Source organism: Arthrobacter sp. R4-81, from assembly GCF_054792365.1.
This window is the reverse complement of record NZ_CP096445.1, coordinates 423,128-441,451: the sequence shown is the minus strand read 5'-3', so window position 1 is coordinate 441,451 and position 18,324 is coordinate 423,128. Positions and strand designations below refer to the sequence as shown.

The window sequence follows — 18,324 nt, the reverse complement described above, 5'->3', positions numbered from 1 at the left end:
CTGAGTGGACGCCCAGGTCAGCCACGGTCAAGGTTTCCCTGGTGACCATTCAAACGGCTGACCGCTCGGCCGCGGACACGTCAGCCATCAACCTCAGCGCAGCAAAGAACTCGATCGCAGCCGCCAGCCAGTACTGGAGCGGCATGTCCGGGGGCCGGCTGTCGCTGTCTCTGTTTGATACGGTCACGGGTTTCAAAACGAGCGCCAGGTCCGACTGGAGCTTCGACGACATTCTGGTGACGGTGACGCGTGAGCTGGGATGGATAGAGAGCCCGAACACCAGCCTGGTGGTGTTCATGCCCCGAAACGATGTGGTTGTCTACGGCCAGGGCGGCAACCTCGGCGCCGGTTGGTCCAGCGGACCCACGAGCGGCCGTGTCCTGATGCCCTATCCCAGCGCCTATACAAACGCCGTTATGGGGCACGAATTCGGGCACGTCTTCGGCCTTGACCATGCCAACAGCCTCCAGTGCAAGGATGGCAGTGCCGATTCCACGTACAGCCAAGGGAAGCTCGACAACGGGAACTGCTACTCGCGGCACTACGGCAACATGACGTCGCTCATGGGCGTCAGCCAGGCCGCCATGCCAACCCTTGATGCGTACCAGTACGACATCGCTTCTTTGGGAAACGGTTATGAAATCCGCAACATCGGAACACCGCTGGGCACTGCAAGTTACACCCTCACACCGTGGGCCGGACCAGGCAATGCACGGGCCCTGAAGTTCACCGACCCAGTCAGCAAAGAGGTTTACTACCTCGAACTCCGAATGCCTGTCGGCTATGACGGCGCTACCGCCGTCAACGGGAACCGGGGGGTGCAAATCACCAAAGCTGATCCAGGGGAGCCAACGGCGTCCATGATTATCCCGCCGAGGACGATTCCCTATGACGGGTGGTACCACCCCAACCTCGCCTGGCAGAGCGGCACCTTCACCACTGCTGCCGGCACACGGGTAACGCTCGACTACATCAACAGCGGCGCGGCGGGAATCACCATCCGGGCAGCCACCCCCTACGTCTCCTATTTCAAGCACGCAAACGCGGCGAACATCTACGGCAAGAGGGCTGACGGCAGTTTCAAGGCCCTCAGCTGGAGCGAGTACTTTGCGCTGGGCATGCCGGCCTACACCACACTTCCCGCCGTCAGCTTCGTGAAAAACAGCTGGAGTCCCACCATCTACGCGGTGGAAAGCAATGGCAAGGGCAAGGCACTGAGTTACGCAGCCTGGGAAGCATACGGACTGCCGGCACCCACATCCTTTAAGCTTCTGGCCGGAACCTACTTCTACAAGAAACCGGGCCAATCAACACTGTTCTATGCCAGTCCCGCGGGCGAAACCACTGCGACGCTGACGGAGTGGGCAGCAGCCGGCTCGCCTCCGATCGCCGTCACCGTCCGATACGTTAAATACGGCTGGGACCCCACCATCTACAAGCTCGACGGCATGGTTGATGGAAAGGCTGAACTGGCTAGCACTGTTGTTGCCATCAGCTATCAGGAATGGTCCGCAGCCGGTTTTCCCGCCCCTGAGAGGACGCCGTATATCGGGGGATCAACGATCTTCAAGTTCAATAACTTCCCCTCAATTTTCCTCAAGGCGCCCTCCGGTTCCATTCATGAACTGACCCCGCAGGAGTGGACGGAGATTCCTGCGAACCTCCGGGTGTTCACGGACAAGGGCGCGGCGCGCTTCGTCAAGAACTCATGGTCCAGCGCCATCTACATGGTGGGAAGCGACAACAAGGGCACCCAGCTGACCTACCAGCAGTGGGTGCGTTATGGCCTGCCCGGACCACAAGTGAGCACCCTCATTCCCGGAAGCGGATTCGTGCGGATAGGTACCCACCCTGCCCTGTACTATGACTCGCCCTCAGGGCTGGTTGGCGCCACGAACGCCGAATATGTGGCCGCAGGATCCCCGCCTGTCACTGCCCGCTAGCCTTTCACCTCCCGCTCGGCGCGCCGGTGTTACGCGCTTTCTCTAGTGTCTTGCCCAGTCACAGGGTCCAGAACGCTGAGGCGGCACGGCTCCTTGCTGTCGTCGGCCGCTATCACCCGCAGCAGCTGATCAGGATCGTGCAATTCCAGGATTGCTTCGACTGCCGCGCGGGCATGCGTGAGGTCCAGGATTATGTCCCTGCCCGGAAGCATGGCACTGGTTCTACGGGCGACGACGTACAGGGCGCGCAGGTTTTCCCGTGTGACGCTTCCCCGCACTTCGATGCGTGCGGTTTGCAGATTCGCGTCGATCCGAACCGTAACTTTTAGCCGTGAACTGCCTGGCTGCTGGGCCATGCCCTAGACCACGCAACCGGTCAGAAGAACAGCGGCATTGGACCCAGCGCGGGCGCATCGGTGCTGATAAACGGTCATAATCCCCAAGGTCTCCTGAATGTCGCTGCGTACGAAACTGCAAGGAGTTCATTCGCACTCCCGGGCTACGTGACGAGACCATGGTGTTGCTGAGCCGTTCCTCCCCCCAATTGCCGTGCAGGAACCGCTCGCCCTTAAGAGTGCAGGACACTCCCCTGTTGCCGTAAGGGACTAAAGTCCCTGGTGGGCGGTTTCGCGCCGGAACGACCCCGGTTGCAGTTCTGCCCAGAAGCACTGGTACACCCCGAGTGCTTTTCCAGTACGATCACATCCGATGCCACCTTCCACTTCCCTGCACGCCAGGAACTCCCGGTATTCCTTGCCCATCGTCACCTCACGACTCCGTACGGCAGGTTGTGTGTTCGCCGAGGACGAGGCGGAACTCTTGCTGTCAAACGCCGGAACAGAGGACACGCTGGAGACCATGCTCACAAGACGGGAGGCAGGGGTTCCGCTCGAGCACATTCTCGGATGGGTGGAGTTTTGCAGTCTGCGGATAGGGGTTGCTCCGGATGTCTTCGTTCCCAGGCAGCGAACAGAGTTCCTGGTACATCAGGCCGGAAGAGTAACTCTCCCGGGGTCCGTAATCCTGGATCTCTGCTGCGGCAGCGGAGCCCTCGGACTGGTCCTTGCCCAATGGACCGGCAGCGTTGAACTTCACGCCGTCGACATTGAACCGGCAGCTGTGAAATGTGCCCGGCAAAACCTGGAGGGCCTCGACGGTTCCGTCTATGAGGGCGACCTTTTCAACCCGCTGCCCCGCGGCTTGATGGGCAGGGTTGATGTCCTCGTGGCCAACGTCCCCTACGTACCAACGGACGCGATCGGGCTGATGCCTCCAGAGGCCCGCGACCATGAGCCACGAGTGACGTTGGACGGGGGCGACGACGGGCTGGAAGTCCTGCGGCGGCTCGCGGATAGTGTGTTGCCGTGGTTGGCTCCGGGCGGCAACATCTTCATTGAGACAGATGCGAGCCAAGCCCCGGCGGCCGTCAGGATTCTGGCAACCGCCGGGCTGTTTGCCCGCTCCGTCTACTCGGACGAGTTCTGCTGCACGGTGGTTATTGGAGCCAAACCAGACCCAAGGGCATAACAGCGGCCCCACCTGGAGAGGTTCACGAGAGACTGATGACCAGCTTGCCATGTGCCTCCCCAGCGCGCAGCTGGCGAATCGCTTCGGGAACCTCCGTCAGGGAGAAGGTCTTGCCGATCGCCGGTGTGATCTTCCCTGCCTCGATGAACTCCCGCAGGTCCTGCAGATCCTGCACACTCTCGCCGGATACGAGGGCTCGGATTTTTTGGCCGATGCAGAGGGACAACAGGAGACCCCAGAGCTGGCGTCCGACGCCGCCAAAGACCTCGCCGCCGCCTTCACCGCCGGCAAGGACCAGGGTTCCTTGAGGCGTCATGGTTCGCCTAAGGCGGGACAGCGGTGTGTTGTTTCCTGCAATCTCGAGGATGAGGTCGTACCGGCGCCCGCCGTCGGCATAGTCCTCCCGGGTGTAATCAATGACGTGGTCAGCGCCGAGCGAGCGCACCAGCTCTACCTTGCCCGTACTGCACACTCCAGTGACCTTCGCCCCATACGCCTTCGCGAACTGCACTGCATAGGTACCGAATCCGCCACCCGCCCCGATAATAAGAACCTCTTGCCCTTCCTTGATCCGTCCGGCGTCCCGGAGGCCGTGAAGAGCAGCGGAGGCTGAAACGGGAACGGCGGCAGCTTCTTCAAACGTGAGGTTTGCTGGCTTCAGTTCCAGTCTGTCCTCCCCGGCGAGCGCATATTCGGCGTAAGTGCCGCTCAGCGAAGTCCCGAACACCTCATCCCCTGGCTGGAACTTCATCACGCTCTTGCCCACGGCGCTTACGGTGCCGGCGAGGTCCCGCCCCCGGACCCGCAGTTTTGGTTTGCGCACGCCAAAGCCGAACAGCCGCAGGAGGTAGGGCTTGCCGGTCATCAGGTGCCACACGCCGGAATCCACTCCCGCGGCATGCACCCGGACCAACACATCCTTGTCTCCAACAAGCGGGGTCTCGATGTCCTCGAGCCGCAGCACATCGGGTGAGCCGTATACATCCTGAACGATAGCCTTCATGGTGTTTCTCTCTCTTGTGCCGGGTATTGGAATACTTCATCCAGCGTGACCCCGAAAACCTGGGCTATCTGGAAGGCCATTTCGAGGGACGGCGAGTAGCGGCCCTGTTCAATGGCGATGATGGTCTGGCGGGTCACTCCCGTGCGGTCAGCCAATTCGGCCTGGGTCATCTCGTTGTGGGCGAACCGCAGACGCCGTATGTCATTGGTTACCCTGGTTGGCTTCACCATGCCGGGAGCCCCCGCCTGTAAGCGACAATCTTGGCAACGGACGCCAGTGCCGCAGACAGGAAAAATGCCAGATAGACGGCATTGGCGATCCAGAAGTAGGGGAGCTCGGCCATTGACATCAGGAGCGCGGCGACACCGCCGATCACGAGAAAAGACTGGCCGATGGATTCGCCGAACCGGTAGATTTCCCGGTCCCGTTGGTCCTTTTTCCCGGCTCCTTCACGGATGACCATTGACCCGATGATGTTCAGCAGAATAGAGCCAGCGATCGCTCCCCCCGTGGTCCACAACATGGTGGCGACGTAGGGGGTCTCCTCAAGCGGAACGTTTCCAGCCTGCCCTAGGACTATTGCCACATAGATTGCGTAGGCGGCAAGGCTTACCACCAGCATGATCCATGCGCTTCTTTCTTCGGAACCCATCTTCACTCCTATAAACAAGGGACCCCTCGGAAGAGGATGTATAGAAAACCTTACACGATGTTAGAAAAAGATGACTTCCAGAAAAGCGAACGTGGCAAAGTGCGGTTGGATCGCTTCCACAACACTCAGCGGCTACTCGAAAATTTTGGGCGTCCAGGCGTAGGGTACGGTCATGGACATCATCCTGGTTCCCGGTTTTTGGCTGGACGCTTCATCGTGGTCAGAGGTCACTCCACCGCTGGTTGCAGCGGGTCATCGGGTCCATCCGTTGACCCTGCCAGGCCTTGAGTCAAAGGATGCGCCCAGAGCCGGAATCGGCCTCCGCGATCACATTGACGCCGTCGTCGCCGCGGTGGACGCAGTTGAGGGCCCGGTGGCCCTCGTGGGCCATTCCGGCGGAGGCGCCATCATCCACGGTGCTGTCGATGCCCGGCCCGACCGCGTGACGCGCGCTGTCTATGTGGACAGTGGACCGTTGGGTGAGGGAGGGGTCATCAACGACGAACTCCCTGCCGAAGGGGACGACGTGCCGCTGCCCCCGTGGGAGGGTTTTGAGGATGCCGATCTCACCGACCTGAATGAAGAACTGCGTGCTGCCTTTCGGGCACGCGCCATCCCGGAACCACGAGGCGTCACCAGCGACCGGCAGCATCTGCAGGACGAGCGCCGCTACAACGTCCCGGCCACCGTTATCGCCTGCGAGTTCCCGTCCTCCCTGCTCATCGAATGGATGGATTCCGGCCATCCGTTCGTAGCGGAGCTCGCCCGGATTCACGACGTCGAGTACATGGACCTGCCCACCGGGCACTGGCCGCAGTTCACCAAGCCCGCCGAACTCGGCGAGGCAATTCTCGCCGCCGTCGACGGTGCGTCAGCGAGTCGCCGGGGCTGACCATTCAGGCGTGGCTTACCTGGTTACCCCACGCTTCCGTTTCATGCTGAATGCGCTGCGTGATCAATTCGACCTCTTGGGACATTTGAAACCCGACAGGAAGGCGATCCCCAGGCCAACTGGACACCTCACGGGACTCCGCCAAGGCCTGAGCCAGCGCCTTGGAGAGGGTGCGAATCTTCCACAAATGCATCGCATGGCCTTTGGCCCGCCTGTGATGCTCGAGTATTTGACCCAGCAACTCACGGATTGCCGATGTAACAGCCAACGGTTTCGGCCGGCCCTGAATTCTCCCCATGCGATCCACCGTCCTCCAGCATGTTGATTCCGCGCCTGGATTCAAGTGTTGCGAACGTTGCTTAAGGTCCCGGCAACGCTGACTAAGGATCCGGTCAAGATAGTGCTGCGCCTCGACCCTCTTGATGGCAGACGACGGCGACACTCCGGGATTTTAGGCGTGTTGCCGATTTCGCTGCCCCGAAGAGGGTCAGACCGGCACGGTCCGAAGGCCGGCAACAGATCAGGAATGGAGAAGCGCGGGGCGCCGAAGCGCACCTAGTATGACTGCACGAAGCTGGTTAAGATCGAGCCAAATGACGCCGACGGAAACCGCGTAGGCGACCCCTCGTAACAGATGGAGACACGATGACCACGGCCACGAGCACGGACATTCGGTCAGCAGAGCTGCACCCCGCCGATCGCCACGACCTGATCCGGGTGCAGGGTGCACGTGAGAACAACCTCAAGGACGTCAGCATCGAGATCCCGAAGCGGCGGCTGACTGTGTTCACAGGCGTATCAGGTTCAGGCAAGAGTTCGCTGGTGTTCGCCACGATCGCCGCTGAATCGCAGCGGATGATCAACGAAACCTACAGCGCCTTCGTGCAGGGATTCATGCCGGCGCTGGCCCGGCCGGACGTCGACGTACTCGAGGGGCTCACGACGGCGATCATCGTTGACCAGGAGCGGATGGGGGCGAACCCGCGCTCGACAGTCGGCACTGCCACCGATGCCAACGCCATGCTCCGGATCCTCTTCAGCCGGCTGGGCAAGCCGTACATCGGGCCGCCCACGGCATTCTCGTTCAATGTCCCGACGCGGAAAGCCAGCGGTGTGATGAGCACCGAGAAGAGCGGCCGGGTGGAGAAGGCCGTGGTGCAGAACGCGGTCTACCTGGGCGGAATGTGCCCGCGGTGCGAAGGCATGGGCTCGGTCTCCGACTTTGACCTCACTGCCCTCTACGATGACAGCAAATCGCTCAGCGAAGGGGCCTTGACCGTCCCCGGCTACAGCATGGACGGCTGGTATGGCCGGATTTTCAGCGGAGCAGGCTTCGACATGGACAAGCCGATAGCGAAATTCACCAAGAAGGAAATGCACGACCTCCTCTACAAGGAACCGACCAAGATCAAGGTGGAGGGCATCAACCTGACCTATGAGGGGTTGATCCCGAAGATCCAGAAGTCGATGCTCTCCAAGGACGTCGAGGCCATGCAGCCTCACATCCGCGCTTTCGTTGAGCGCGCAATTACCTTTCAGTCCTGCCCCGAATGTGACGGCACGCGGCTCAGCCCGGAGGCCCGGTCCGCGAAAATCCGCGGCAAAAACATCGCAGAACTGTGCGACATGCAGATCAGCGATCTGGCCGGGTGGGTCGGTGACCTCAACGAGCCGTCGGTTGCACCGCTCCTCAAAGGACTCCGGCATCTGCTCGACTCGTTCGCCGAAATCGGCTTGGGCTACCTCTCGCTGGCCCGGCCGGCCGGAACACTGTCCGGCGGCGAGGCGCAACGCACCAAGATGATCCGGCACCTCGGGTCCTCCCTGACCGACGTCACCTACGTTTTCGACGAGCCCACCATCGGCCTGCACCCGCACGATATCGAACGGATGAACCAGCTCCTGCTGCAATTGCGCGACAAGGGCAACACCGTGCTCGTCGTCGAGCACAAACCGGAGACCATCGCCATCGCTGACCACGTCGTCGACCTCGGTCCCGGCGCCGGCGCCGCCGGTGGTGAGGTGGTCTTCGAGGGCACCCTCGAGGGACTGCGGAAGAGCGACACCATCACCGGGCGGCATCTCGATGACCGGGCTGCCCTTAAAAAGGCAGTGCGCACACAGAAGGGCGCGCTTGAGGTCCGCGGAGCGCGCACGCACAACCTGCAAAACGTCGACGTCGACATACCGCTGGGCGCGCTTGTGGTGGTGACGGGAGTTGCCGGCTCAGGAAAGAGTTCCCTGATCCATGGTTCAGTGGCCGACCGCGACGGCGTGGTGGTGGTTGACCAGGGCGCCATCAAAGGCTCACGCCGCAGCAACCCTGCCACGTACACCGGTCTGCTCGAGCCCATCCGCAAGGCGTTTGCGAAGGCTAATTCAGTGAAGCCGGCGCTTTTCAGCTCCAACTCTGAGGGCGCCTGTCCCACATGCAACGGCGCGGGTGTCATCTTCACCGAACTGGGCGTTATGGCCACCGTTGAGTCCACGTGTGAGGACTGCGAGGGGCGCCGGTTCCAAGCGTCGGTCCTTGAATACACGCTGGGCGGGCGGAACATCGCCGAGGTGTTGGCAATGTCGATGACAGAAGCGAACATCTTCTTCAGCGAAGGAGAGGCCCGCACGCCTGCTGCCCACAAGATCCTCGACCGGATCGTGGACGTCGGGCTCGGCTACCTCACCCTCGGCCAGCCACTCACCACACTGTCAGGCGGCGAGCGCCAGCGCATCAAGCTGGCTACCCAGATGGCGGAGAAGGGTGAGGTCTATATCCTCGACGAACCGACCACGGGCCTCCACCTGGCCGACGTCGAGAACCTGCTGGGTCTGCTCGACCGCCTGGTCGGGTCCGGCAAGTCGGTCATCGTCATCGAGCACCACCAGGCGGTGATGGCGCACGCCGACTGGATCATCGACCTCGGTCCCGGTGCCGGCCATGACGGCGGCCGGATCGTCTTCCAAGGCACTCCCGCTGACCTTGTCGCAGCCCGCTCCACGCTCACAGGTGAGCATCTGGCAGCGTACGTGGGGGCCTGACGCCGGCACGAAACCCGGAGCAGGCCTCAGTACCAGTTATTCGCTGCGCGGAATTCCAAGGCTTTGGTCGGGGAACCATAGCGTTGTTTGATGTAGCTCATGCCCCTGTCCACCTGGCTGCCGCGCCACCCAGCTGAGGTGTCCCAAAGGGTGCTCAGGGCAGTCATCTCCTCGGTGCCCCATCCGTACGAGGCCAGGCGGCTGCTGGCATAAGTGCTGGTATCGACGACGTCTTCCGCAGCGCCGTCCACGGCTGCGGGAGCCGTAGCGGTGGCCGTGCCCAGCAAGGGGTCGAGCAAGCCGGTAACTGGCGTCAGCAGTGTACTCGGTGACTGCGACGGTGTCGGTGTCGGTGCTGGTGCTGGTGCTGGTGCTGGTGCTGCGGTTGTCGCAGGAGCCGGTGCCGCCGTTGGCGAGGCCGGCGCGGGCTGAGGGTTCGAGGAAGAGGCCGGAGGCTGGGCGTTCGGGGACGTGGCAGAGGCGGGCGGAGCCGCGGCGGTGGAGGCAGCCGCTATTGCCGCCAGGGTGGGAGCGTCCACCGGCATGGGGAGGCTGCCCACACCAGGCAGGCTAGTGCCTTGTTGATCCGCTGCCGCCGGGACATCGGCACCGGCCGCCGCTTGGGCCGGGGTGCCGCTGGTTGTCCCAGGGGACGTGGCCGAGACGGTTGGCCGGGGGGTAGTGGTTCCGGCGGTCGGCCGTATTCCGGAGGTCGCCCGAGTCGCGTTCGTTGTGCCGGGGGCCTCCTGGGCGGAAGTTTCCTTGCCGAAGAAGGGCAGCTCTGTGGCCTGGCTGGCTGCTCCTACGCCAAGCAGCACGGCAAAGGCTCCGGCTACGACGGCCATCCTTTGACCCATGACACGAACCGAAACGGCTTTCTTCAGGACATCATCGGGCTTGGAACTGAATACGGCAGCCAGCTGAGGGCTATGTGCGCTCGTCTGGGCGTCGATTGCAGCGGCGGCCGATGCGCTCACCGTTGGCTTTTCAACTGCCGCGCGCCCCGTCCTGCTCCGTCGCGTCGCTGCGGGGGCGGGACGCACTTCGGCTATGGGTGCGGTTTCCGGAGCGGAGCTCTCCTGCACGGTCGTCGGAGCGGCTTCAGTCACAGGCGCAGTCCTGGGGGCAGGGGGTACTTCAAAGGCCGGGCGCCTGTCCCTGCTTCGCCGCGTGACGGTGGAAACCGGTGCAGTGGGCTCAGGTTCTGCGGGAATCGGCGCGGCCGGAATCACGGTGGTGGAAACGGGGTCCGTGGGAGCCGTCCCGAGGTTCGGCTCTTCCGCGGCGGGGTTTGTTGGGCTGGGGGTTTTGACGGATGGCGCAGCTTCTGCGCGATGCCGTCCGGCGCGTAAAGGGCGCGACTGATCGAAAGAACGGGACATGATGGTTGCCTCTCAACGCCTGCGAGGTTAGCTGTCGGGTTCGGAAGAGGTCAACCGGCCGGCACGTTAGACGTGACGGCTTCACCCCACGGGCCGCTGGGTAGCGGCCCGAAGACTCTGGGTCCCCCGTCTCTGCCTTAGTGTTGGGAGTCCGGGATGTGGCAGAGCTCGGCGTCAGCCCGGACGCGGCCCGATCCAGATGGGCCACGCACAAACCGTACAGGAAACCCTCCCTTAAAGTCACGTTTAGGTAACAGGAAAAGGTTGGCGGCGAGTCACGTTGCACCATCCGGATGCGATAGGCCTTTTTGTCCGACCTCGCAGTACACTGAATTATCGAACATATATTCGAATGAAGGTGTGTTGTGGGCATTATTGTGGGTCCTCGTATGATAGCCGCCGGCAGCTCGCTGCTCACGGTTCTCATCTCCCCTGTGGCGGTGGCTGCAGGCTACCCCTCGCCAGCGCAGGACTACTTTGACGGCAGGATCGACCTCAACGAACACCTCATCAAGGACATCACCAGCACGTACGTGGTGAGGGTCTCGGGAAATTCAATGGAGGGGGCGGGCATCAGCGACGGGGACGAATTGATCGTCGATCGCGCCCTGGAGCCCAAGGACGGGTCCGTGGTCATCGCCGTACTGGACGGTGAACTGACCATCAAACGCCTCCGCATCAGACAAAGCGGCGTCCTGCTCCAGGCGGAAAGTGCGAACTACCCGGATATCCGCGTTGCAGCACTGTCCGACCTCATCATTTGGGGCGTGGCCACGAGGTGCCTCCACCATGTCTAAGCCGGCAATGATGCACCGGATGCAGCAGATCGCCCACGTGGACGTGAACTGTTTTTATGCCTCGGCTGAGCGTGCCTTTGACCCATCCCTGGAAGGTCGGCCACTGGTTGTGCTCTCCAATAACGACGGGTGTGCCGTTACCCGGTCACCCGAGGCCAAGGCACTGGGCATCCCGGTAGGCGAGCCCTGGTTCAAGATCGCACCACGGGTCAAGGAGTGGGGCCTGGTGGCCAGGTCCAGCAACTATGAGCTGTACGGCGACATCAGCGCGCGCGTGATGGAACTCCTCAGCAGGTTCTCGGCCTGGCTGGAGGTCTACAGCATCGACGAGGCCTTCCTTGGCGTCAAGGGAACCCCGGATGAGCTCCTTCGGCTTGGACTGGAGATGAAGGCCGCCGTGCGCCGCAACGTAGGCGTGCCGGTGTGCGTCGGAATCGCAGGAACCAAGACCCTGGCAAAACTTGCGAACAAGTGGGCCAAGAACAATCCGGGCTTCAACGGTGTTTGCCTCTGGGATTCCCTCCCCCTCGCCCAGCGGGAAACACTGATGGCCCGGCTGTCGGTGATCGAGATCTGGGGCATCGCCTCCCGCCTGACCAAACGCCTCAATGCCATGGGAATCCAGTCGGTCCTTGACCTTTCAAAGGCAGATCCTGTGATGATCCGGGACCGCTTCTCAGTGATGGTGATGCGCACCGTCCTGGAGCTTCAGGGCACACCATGCATTCCGATGGAGGAGGAGCGGATCGGCAGGGACCAGTTGATTTTCAGCAGGTCCTTCTCCACGCCCATCACTACCGTCCATGAACTTCGCCAGGTCCTCAGCATTTACGGTCAGCAGGCCAGCGCCAGGCTGGCCAAGCACGGATTGCAGACCAGAGTCCTCACGGCATACGCCGCCACGTCCTACTACAACCCCCAGGACACTTCCTACCCGTCGGCCTGCATCAGGTTGCCGATGCCCACCGCCGATCCCGTGCTCCTTACCCGGGCAGCGCATGCTCTGTTGCCGCAGATCCAGGAGGGAATCAAATATGCGAAAGCGGGAATCATGGTGACCGATCTGCGCCCCTCGGGGAACCAACCGCCCCTGTCTCCGTTCGAGAACCCTCACGAGGAACGCGGCATCGGCCCTCTTCTGGAGGACGTGGCCCGCCGTTATGGCCGGGGCTCCATCGGACTGGGTCACGCCGGCATCAGGGGAGGCCCGGACTGGACCATGAAACGCGACATGATGTCCCCGCGCTACACCACGCACTGGGATGAACTCCCGCTCGTCAAGGCTGCCTAGATCCCACGCGCATCACCCTGCCGCCACCGGGGTTCGCTTTGCCGCTTGCTCCTGCACGCCTAGCCTGTTGCTATGGTTCACCCCTCCGCGGCCGCCCCGTCCGATGTAGTTCTTGCCTCCATCCGGCAACCCGGCGATTCGGAATGCTCTGACATTCACATCGCTGGCGGGGTGGTTTCTCGTATCTCGCCGGCGGGAGACCATCCGGCTCGCCCCACTGTTGTGGACTTCGACGGCGGCTGCGCCATCCCCGGACTCTGGGACGAGCATGTCCACATGACTCAGTGGGCACTTGCTGCCCAGCGGCTGGATCTTTCCCGCGCAGAGTCGGCGACGAACGCCGTCGAGCTCCTCCGCCCCCACCTGGGCGGCATGGAGTCCGACACGACGCTGGTCGGCGTCGGATTCCGGGACGCTGTGTGGAGCGACGCTCCCACACTGGAGATGCTCGACGCCGTGACGCGGCGCCAGCCGACGGCACTCCTCAGCCACGACCTCCATTGTGTGTGGCTGAACAGTGCGGCTGCCAAGCGCTACGGAGTTTTCCTCGATGCCGATGGCCTGCTGCGGGAAGACGCAGCGTTCGCCGTCACGCGCCAGTTGGACCAGCTTCCTGACCCTCTGGTGGATGGCTGGGTGGCCGATGCCGCAAGAATTGCAGCGTCGCGCGGGATAGTCGGCATTGTGGACTTCGAAATGGCGTGGAACCGGGATGCCTGGATGAGGCGCGAGGCGGCCGGATTCGACTCGGTGAGGGTCGACGTCGGGGTCTATGCCGAGCACCTTGGGCGCGCCGCCGGCTTGGGGCTCCGTACCGGGCAAGCCTTTCCCGGGAGCGGCCTGTTGCGCGTCGGACCGATGAAGGTTCTCATCGACGGCTCCCTCAACACGCGCACCGCATTCTGCGTGGACCCCTACCCCCATGGCGGAAAGGGAGTCCTCACCGTGAGCGAAGCCGAGTTGCTGGCGCTGTTGGAGAGGGCCGGGGAGGCAGGGTTTGTTCCTGCTGTCCACGCCATCGGCGACGCCGCAAACAAGGTGGCGCTCGACGCTTTCGAGCGCGCCGGCATTCCGGGGCGGATCGAACATGCCCAGTTTGTCCGGCAGCAGGACTTCCGCCGGTTCGCCGACCTGAACGTGACTGCCAGTGTCCAGCCCCTGCACGCCCTGGATGACCGGGATGCGGCAGAGGCAAACTGGGCCGGTCACACTGACCGGGCCTTCCCTTTGCGCTCACTGCTGGAAGCGGGAGCCATGCTGGCGCTGGGATCTGATGCTCCGGTAGCGCCGCTGGATCCATGGGCGGCGATGTCAGCGGCGACCACCCGGTCAAGGCAGGACGGGCGGGAGCCTTGGCACCCTGAGCAGTCCATCACACGGAAAGAGGCCTTGGCGGCGTCGGCCCGGGGACGGAAACGGATCCAGGTTGGAGACCGGGCGGATATCGCGATCCTCGACGGCGACCCGCTGGCTGTTCCGGACGACGTTTTCGCCCGTATGCCAGTGGCGGCAACCGTTGTGGGCGGGAGGTTCACCTATAACGGTTGAGGAATATTTAGTTCTTTGCGCGCGCCTGGACAAGATTGGCGAACGGAAGTGAGCCGTGAACGGCATGAAAGGCTGCGTGGCACTCCGCCTCCGCGCGGTTCACTTGATCCGGGGGCAATTCTTTCCAAGCGACAAGCAGGGACTTGGCGTCGGCTAGCTGCCAGAGCAACCTTCCATCCCAGTGACCGGGTGGCTTCCCTTGACCGAAATCCACGAGTTCCTGGATCTGCCTCCTTAGGCCACGGTTGCCCTTACTGCCGATGCCAGCCTTCCCCACATAAAGTATGTCGGCCCCGTCGACCCATTCGGCGGCCACCTCGGCCGGATTCAGTGAAGGGTCCTTTTTCTTGAACCGCCCCGCCGTGCTCTTTGCCAGAAACACAGGCTGGAATCCTTCCGGGAGCAGCACAGCAAAGATTCCGGGACCCTGCGGAATCCTGTTTATTTCCAGATTCGAAAACGCGCGAAATCCGGTGAACCCATCGTCGATGAGCTTGTTTCTATCCATCTGCCTGCCGCTCCCTCCACCCCTGAAGAGGCGTCTCCATCGACTGCCAACGGTACGCGCATCCCGCCGAAAGCAGGGCTGACACATTACTGCCCTCACTGCTGCGCCAGAAAGTTTCCCACCCACCAACCCCACGCCAGCGCGTAGAGTGGACCCAGACGCCTGATTCTGGACGCCGTGTGCTGAGGGAGAGATCGTGACGATTGACTGGGACGAAAAAAAGGCCCTGCTGCAGGAACCGAACATAGCGGCTGTAACGCAACTTTGCGACGAACTCATGGCGAAGAGGCCAGGATCGGTTGTCCCGTACATCGACCCCGTCCACGACGAAGACGAGTGCCGCATCGTCAGCCTTCAGACCAGCCCCGGACGGGGAACCGAGTCAGGCTTTGTCTCCCACTTTAATGACGACGAAGCTGCCCGCCGGGCCACGTCCATCTACGAGCTGGCAGAACTGGATCCCCGGTATGTCATGCCCTGGCACGCCTACCCGTGGGTCCGCGACCCGGACATGCCTTCCGCCCTCAACGTTCAGGAAAAAACGGATGGCCTCAGGCCCTTCCGCCAGTTCCTGAAGATCAACAAGCGGGTATCAGCGATCATCGCCCACGGAGCTGACGCTAACGCCTTCCTGACGCTCTTCGAGAAGACCTATCACTCGTCCCTGAAGAACCATGGCATCAAGATCTACAAGGCCACGGCACTTGGAGGCCGGGCGTTCGCGGTTTCCGAGACGAAGCAAGAGGAACTCCTCACCAAGAGCGTGGACATCTATAAAGACGCAATGCAGCGCGCGGGTATCCAGCACCTCTAGCGAGGCGCCCCGAAGTACTCGCCCTGGAGGCCGGTACCGTGGGGCCATGAACCTTTCAGATGAGCTCGCCTCAGTTCGATCGGCCTACGATACAGTCGCCGAGAGCTACTCGAAGGTGCTTCCTGACGCCAGTTTCGAAACCCCGCTCGATCGGGCGATAATTAACGCCTTCATCGAATACGTCAATGCAGCGGAAGTTAGTTCCGTCCTGGATGCCGGCTGTGGCGCCGGGCGGATGACAGCGTTACTCGCAGCCCAAGGCGCTCTGGTTTCCGGAGTCGACCTGTCGCCAGCGATGATCGGCATCGCCCGCCGCGAACATCCGGATCTCGCGTTCGACGTAGCCGATCTCTCGGATCTTCCCGCCGAAGACGCTCACTTCGGAGGGGTCTTCGCCTGGTACTCCATCATCCATACAGCCCCCGACGAACTCCCGCCCTTGTTTGCGGAATTCCTCCGAGTCCTGGCTCCTGGGGGCTTTCTGCTTCTCGGATTCCAGGTTGGTAAGGGGCCGCGTCACATGGCAAGCGCATATGGACATGACATTTCTCTGGACGCATACCTGTTTACACCCGAATACATCACGAGCCGTTTAGTCCAAGCCGGGTTCGAGGTCGTCGCTCAGATGGTGCGCGCTCCCAGAGAGTTCGAGCGGACGAGACAGGCCGTGCTGCTGGCCCAAAAGGGCCAGTAACCTGCTTCAGGGCCGGAGTGGTGTGGCGCTGCCTGCGGCGAGGAGGTCCACGTACGCACCTTCAACGTGCGCGGAGTCCTCAATTCCGAGAACAGCAAGGAGACGGTTCGCTTCTAAGACAGCGGCGTCGTATTCCAGAGTGTCATCGACACTGACTTCGACTTCCAGGAACTCGCCCAGACCGTCCATTTGGTCAAGATACACCCGCGTCTGACCGATGCGGAACACAGTGCGGTGCTTTCGGACTCGCCCAATTTCGCCATTGGCGCCAGTCAGGATGGTGCGAAGCCCCTCTGGGTCCGCAGTTTCTGAGTGGACGTAGAACGAAGGCTTCGGACCGGGATCGTCCGCCGTCCTGTAGAAGATCAGGCACGCCGTGACCTTCGCCGAGGACTCGAAGCTTGAGGCGGCCGTTGGGGGCAGGAGAAGAAGATGTCATCCTGCACTTCATATTCGGGTCCCATGTCCGCCAAGGATGCGACCGCTGGCAGCAGCTTCTCGAGACCATCTACCCGTGCTTTGATTTCGATGTTCGTTGGCATGAGTCCACTAGACCACGTGTGCAAGACTCTTGGAGTGACTGGTGACTCCGAAGCCATACGGCATCTTGTTGAGGCGCCTCCTCCCCATAAAGTCCAGGCGATTTCGCGGCTGCCGGAATCGTGTCAAAGCTTCCGGGCGGCAGAGGAACTGCTTGGAAGGCCGGCGAAGTAACGCTGAAGCCTCTCGATGTGCTTCCGCAGGAATTGCTCTGGCTGGACGAGGTCGCACCTGTGCATGCCGCCGAGAGTCGCCTGCGGCTGAGCCTTCCGATCAGAAGCCGGTTCGGGAAATTGATTGTGGATGGCTGGACGGCCTTCCCCTACCTGGCCGGTGAGCACCGGACCGGCCGGTGGCTGGAGATCGCGGAAATTGCCCGTGAATTTGCCGCGCTTTTCTCTGACGTGCGGCGCCCGGCCTTCATCGATATGTGGACCCATGCCTGGGCAAGGGCTGACCGCTTTGCATGGAGCGAAGACCATGCTGGTCCACCCGTCGATGCTCCTTACGTAGCGGATCTCATGAGCGCGCGCAGGCCCCTTTCCGATCCGCCCGCCCTCATCCATGGCGACCTGAGCGGAAACGTTTTGTTCGATTCAGTCCTTCCACCTGCCGTTATCGATTTGACCCTCTACTGGCGACCTGTCGAGTACTCGGTCGCAGTCGTTGCAGTAGACGCGGTGTGTTTCGAGGACGCCCCGCTGTCGCTCCTGGAAACGATCAGCCCGAAGCCCGGCTTTCCTCAGCACCTCATCCGTGCTGCCCTGTTTCGCATCGTCACCGATCACCTCAATGGCCGGCGCACCCACGACTACTACCCCTACGACGATGCGGTGGACCGGATTCTGCAGCTCGTAGCCGCTCAGAGGTGCAACTAGCACGCCAACTTAACACATAGAAGATTCTGGGCTGGCGACTTTGACAGCGAGCTGTGACCCGTGCCATATTTCTTGTGTGAACCTGTCAGACAGCCGGACAGCAGGACAGCCTGCCGCCGAAAGAGCCGCTACAGTACCGAGCCGCCCCTTGGCGCGCCTCGGCGCTGCCGAAGCTGTCTTCAACGTTCTCCGCGGGGAAATCGAATCGGGCAAGCTCGAGGTCGGTGCCAAGCTCAGTTCTGAAGCCGCGCTTGCCCAGGAGTACGGTGTGAGCCGTTCCGTGGTACGCGAAGCCCTCCGCTCATGCACTGCCCTGGGGCTCACCATGACGCGGACTGGCAAAGGGACATTTGTGATTGCCAACAGGGTGGCCGCGGACCTGGTTCTCGGCCAGTATTCGGCCCGGGATCTCACAGAAGCCCGCCCGCATATTGAAGTTCCTGCAGCAGGGCTTGCCGCTCAGCGCCGCACCAAGGAAGAACTCGAAAGCCTTCGCGACATTGTCGCCGCCATGGCATCCGAGGACGATCCAGAAGTCTGGGTCACCCTGGACTCCAGCTTTCATGCGGCGATCGCACGCGCCAGCGGCAACAGGGTTTTTGAGAGCGTCGTCGCGGATATCCGTGAAGCCCTCGCCAACCAGTCCGAAACCCTGAACATGGTGGCCGACCGCAAGATCGCCTCCGACCGGGAACACGAACACATTCTCCAAGCCATCGAAGCAGGCAGCACCATCGACGCCCAGGCCGCAATGGAGGCGCATCTCCACGCCGTCGGCGTCGCTCTCAACTCCATCTTGAACAAGTAACCCTAAGACTC

General features: G+C 62.1%; 18 protein-coding genes and 1 riboswitch. Of the genes, 11 read left to right on the top strand and 7 right to left on the bottom strand.

Annotated elements, in window-relative coordinates; genetic code table 11:
• Positions 1–41 precede the first annotated feature (41 nt).
• Entirely contained in the window at positions 42–1,943 is a 1,902-nt protein-coding gene (locus tag M1E05_RS02110; RefSeq protein WP_461164296.1) for a hypothetical protein, read from the top strand.
• Positions 1,944–1,972: 29 nt separating this feature from the next.
• Here M1E05_RS02110 and M1E05_RS02105 read toward each other — a convergent pair whose 3' ends face one another.
• Positions 1,973–2,299, bottom strand: coding sequence for a hypothetical protein (locus M1E05_RS02105; protein ID WP_461164295.1), 327 nt, complete (start codon positions 2,297–2,299; stop codon positions 1,973–1,975).
• Between the two features lie 352 nt (positions 2,300–2,651).
• On the opposite strand from M1E05_RS02105, the gene M1E05_RS02100 reads away from it, so the two are divergent.
• Positions 2,652–3,470: a putative protein N(5)-glutamine methyltransferase gene (locus M1E05_RS02100; RefSeq protein WP_461164294.1), complete on the top strand. Its 819-nt coding sequence runs from the start codon at positions 2,652–2,654 to the stop codon at positions 3,468–3,470.
• 22 nt (positions 3,471–3,492) lie between these two features.
• Here M1E05_RS02100 and M1E05_RS02095 read toward each other — a convergent pair whose 3' ends face one another.
• The 3 genes from M1E05_RS02095 to M1E05_RS02085 are packed head-to-tail and all read right to left on the bottom strand — an operon-like array spanning position 3,493 to position 5,125.
• A complete protein-coding gene (locus M1E05_RS02095; RefSeq protein ID WP_461164293.1) occupies positions 3,493–4,473 on the bottom strand; it encodes an NAD(P)-dependent alcohol dehydrogenase in 981 nt (326 codons plus the stop codon).
• Positions 4,470–4,703: a helix-turn-helix transcriptional regulator gene (locus M1E05_RS02090; RefSeq protein ID WP_309108321.1), complete on the bottom strand. Its 234-nt coding sequence runs from the start codon at positions 4,701–4,703 to the stop codon at positions 4,470–4,472. The genes M1E05_RS02095 and M1E05_RS02090 overlap by 4 nt, the downstream gene beginning before the upstream one ends.
• Positions 4,697–5,125 carry a hypothetical protein gene (locus M1E05_RS02085; RefSeq protein ID WP_458112405.1) on the bottom strand — a complete coding sequence of 143 codons (429 nt, stop codon included), beginning with the start codon at positions 5,123–5,125 and terminating at the stop codon, positions 4,697–4,699. Before M1E05_RS02085 ends, M1E05_RS02090 begins: the two co-directional genes overlap by 7 nt.
• A 172-nt stretch (positions 5,126–5,297) precedes the next feature.
• Here M1E05_RS02085 and M1E05_RS02080 point away from each other — a divergent pair, with 172 nt between their 5' ends.
• Both M1E05_RS02080 and M1E05_RS02075 read left to right on the top strand, forming a co-directional pair.
• Positions 5,298–6,017 (top strand): alpha/beta fold hydrolase, encoded by a 720-nt coding sequence (locus M1E05_RS02080; RefSeq protein ID WP_461164292.1) that lies wholly within the window; start codon positions 5,298–5,300, stop codon positions 6,015–6,017.
• A gap of 645 nt (positions 6,018–6,662) precedes the next feature.
• Entirely contained in the window at positions 6,663–9,053 is a 2,391-nt protein-coding gene (locus M1E05_RS02075; RefSeq protein ID WP_461164291.1) for an ATP-binding cassette domain-containing protein, read from the top strand.
• Between the two features lie 26 nt (positions 9,054–9,079).
• Here the strand turns inward: M1E05_RS02075 and M1E05_RS02070 are convergent, their stop codons facing one another.
• The gene (locus tag M1E05_RS02070; protein ID WP_461164290.1) at positions 9,080–10,435 is read right to left on the bottom strand and encodes a hypothetical protein; all 1,356 of its coding nucleotides are present in this window, start codon (positions 10,433–10,435) and stop codon (positions 9,080–9,082) included.
• Between the two features lie 2 nt (positions 10,436–10,437).
• Positions 10,438–10,595: riboswitch (cyclic di-AMP (ydaO/yuaA leader) on the bottom strand.
• A gap of 205 nt (positions 10,596–10,800) precedes the next feature.
• On the opposite strand from M1E05_RS02070, the gene M1E05_RS02065 reads away from it, so the two are divergent.
• The 3 genes from M1E05_RS02065 (at position 10,801) to M1E05_RS02055 (ending at position 14,071) form a co-directional block, all read left to right on the top strand.
• Entirely contained in the window at positions 10,801–11,232 is a 432-nt protein-coding gene (locus M1E05_RS02065) for a LexA family protein (RefSeq protein ID WP_461164289.1), read from the top strand.
• Entirely contained in the window at positions 11,225–12,523 is a 1,299-nt protein-coding gene (locus M1E05_RS02060) for a Y-family DNA polymerase (RefSeq protein WP_458112411.1), read from the top strand. Before M1E05_RS02065 ends, M1E05_RS02060 begins: the two co-directional genes overlap by 8 nt.
• Positions 12,524–12,595: 72 nt before the next feature.
• Positions 12,596–14,071 carry an amidohydrolase gene (locus M1E05_RS02055; protein WP_461164288.1) on the top strand — a complete coding sequence of 492 codons (1,476 nt, stop codon included), beginning with the start codon at positions 12,596–12,598 and terminating at the stop codon, positions 14,069–14,071.
• 7 nt (positions 14,072–14,078) lie between these two features.
• Here M1E05_RS02055 and M1E05_RS02050 read toward each other — a convergent pair whose 3' ends face one another.
• Positions 14,079–14,579 carry a hypothetical protein gene (locus M1E05_RS02050; RefSeq protein ID WP_458112413.1) on the bottom strand — a complete coding sequence of 167 codons (501 nt, stop codon included), beginning with the start codon at positions 14,577–14,579 and terminating at the stop codon, positions 14,079–14,081.
• 196 nt (positions 14,580–14,775) lie between these two features.
• On the opposite strand from M1E05_RS02050, the gene M1E05_RS02045 reads away from it, so the two are divergent.
• A complete protein-coding gene (locus M1E05_RS02045) occupies positions 14,776–15,393 on the top strand; it encodes a uracil-DNA glycosylase family protein (RefSeq protein WP_458112414.1) in 618 nt (205 codons plus the stop codon).
• A gap of 46 nt (positions 15,394–15,439) precedes the next feature.
• Positions 15,440–16,087 carry a class I SAM-dependent DNA methyltransferase gene (locus M1E05_RS02040; protein ID WP_458112415.1) on the top strand — a complete coding sequence of 216 codons (648 nt, stop codon included), beginning with the start codon at positions 15,440–15,442 and terminating at the stop codon, positions 16,085–16,087.
• Between the two features lie 6 nt (positions 16,088–16,093).
• On the opposite strand, the gene M1E05_RS02035 is transcribed toward M1E05_RS02040, so the two are convergent.
• Positions 16,094–16,315 (bottom strand): CYTH domain-containing protein, encoded by a 222-nt coding sequence (locus tag M1E05_RS02035; protein WP_461164287.1) that lies wholly within the window; start codon positions 16,313–16,315, stop codon positions 16,094–16,096.
• 434 nt (positions 16,316–16,749) lie between these two features.
• Here M1E05_RS02035 and M1E05_RS02030 point away from each other — a divergent pair, with 434 nt between their 5' ends.
• A complete protein-coding gene (locus M1E05_RS02030; protein WP_461164286.1) occupies positions 16,750–17,505 on the top strand; it encodes a phosphotransferase in 756 nt (251 codons plus the stop codon).
• A gap of 76 nt (positions 17,506–17,581) precedes the next feature.
• Positions 17,582–18,313: a FadR/GntR family transcriptional regulator gene (locus M1E05_RS02025; protein ID WP_458112417.1), complete on the top strand. Its 732-nt coding sequence runs from the start codon at positions 17,582–17,584 to the stop codon at positions 18,311–18,313.
• Positions 18,314–18,324 lie beyond the last annotated feature (11 nt).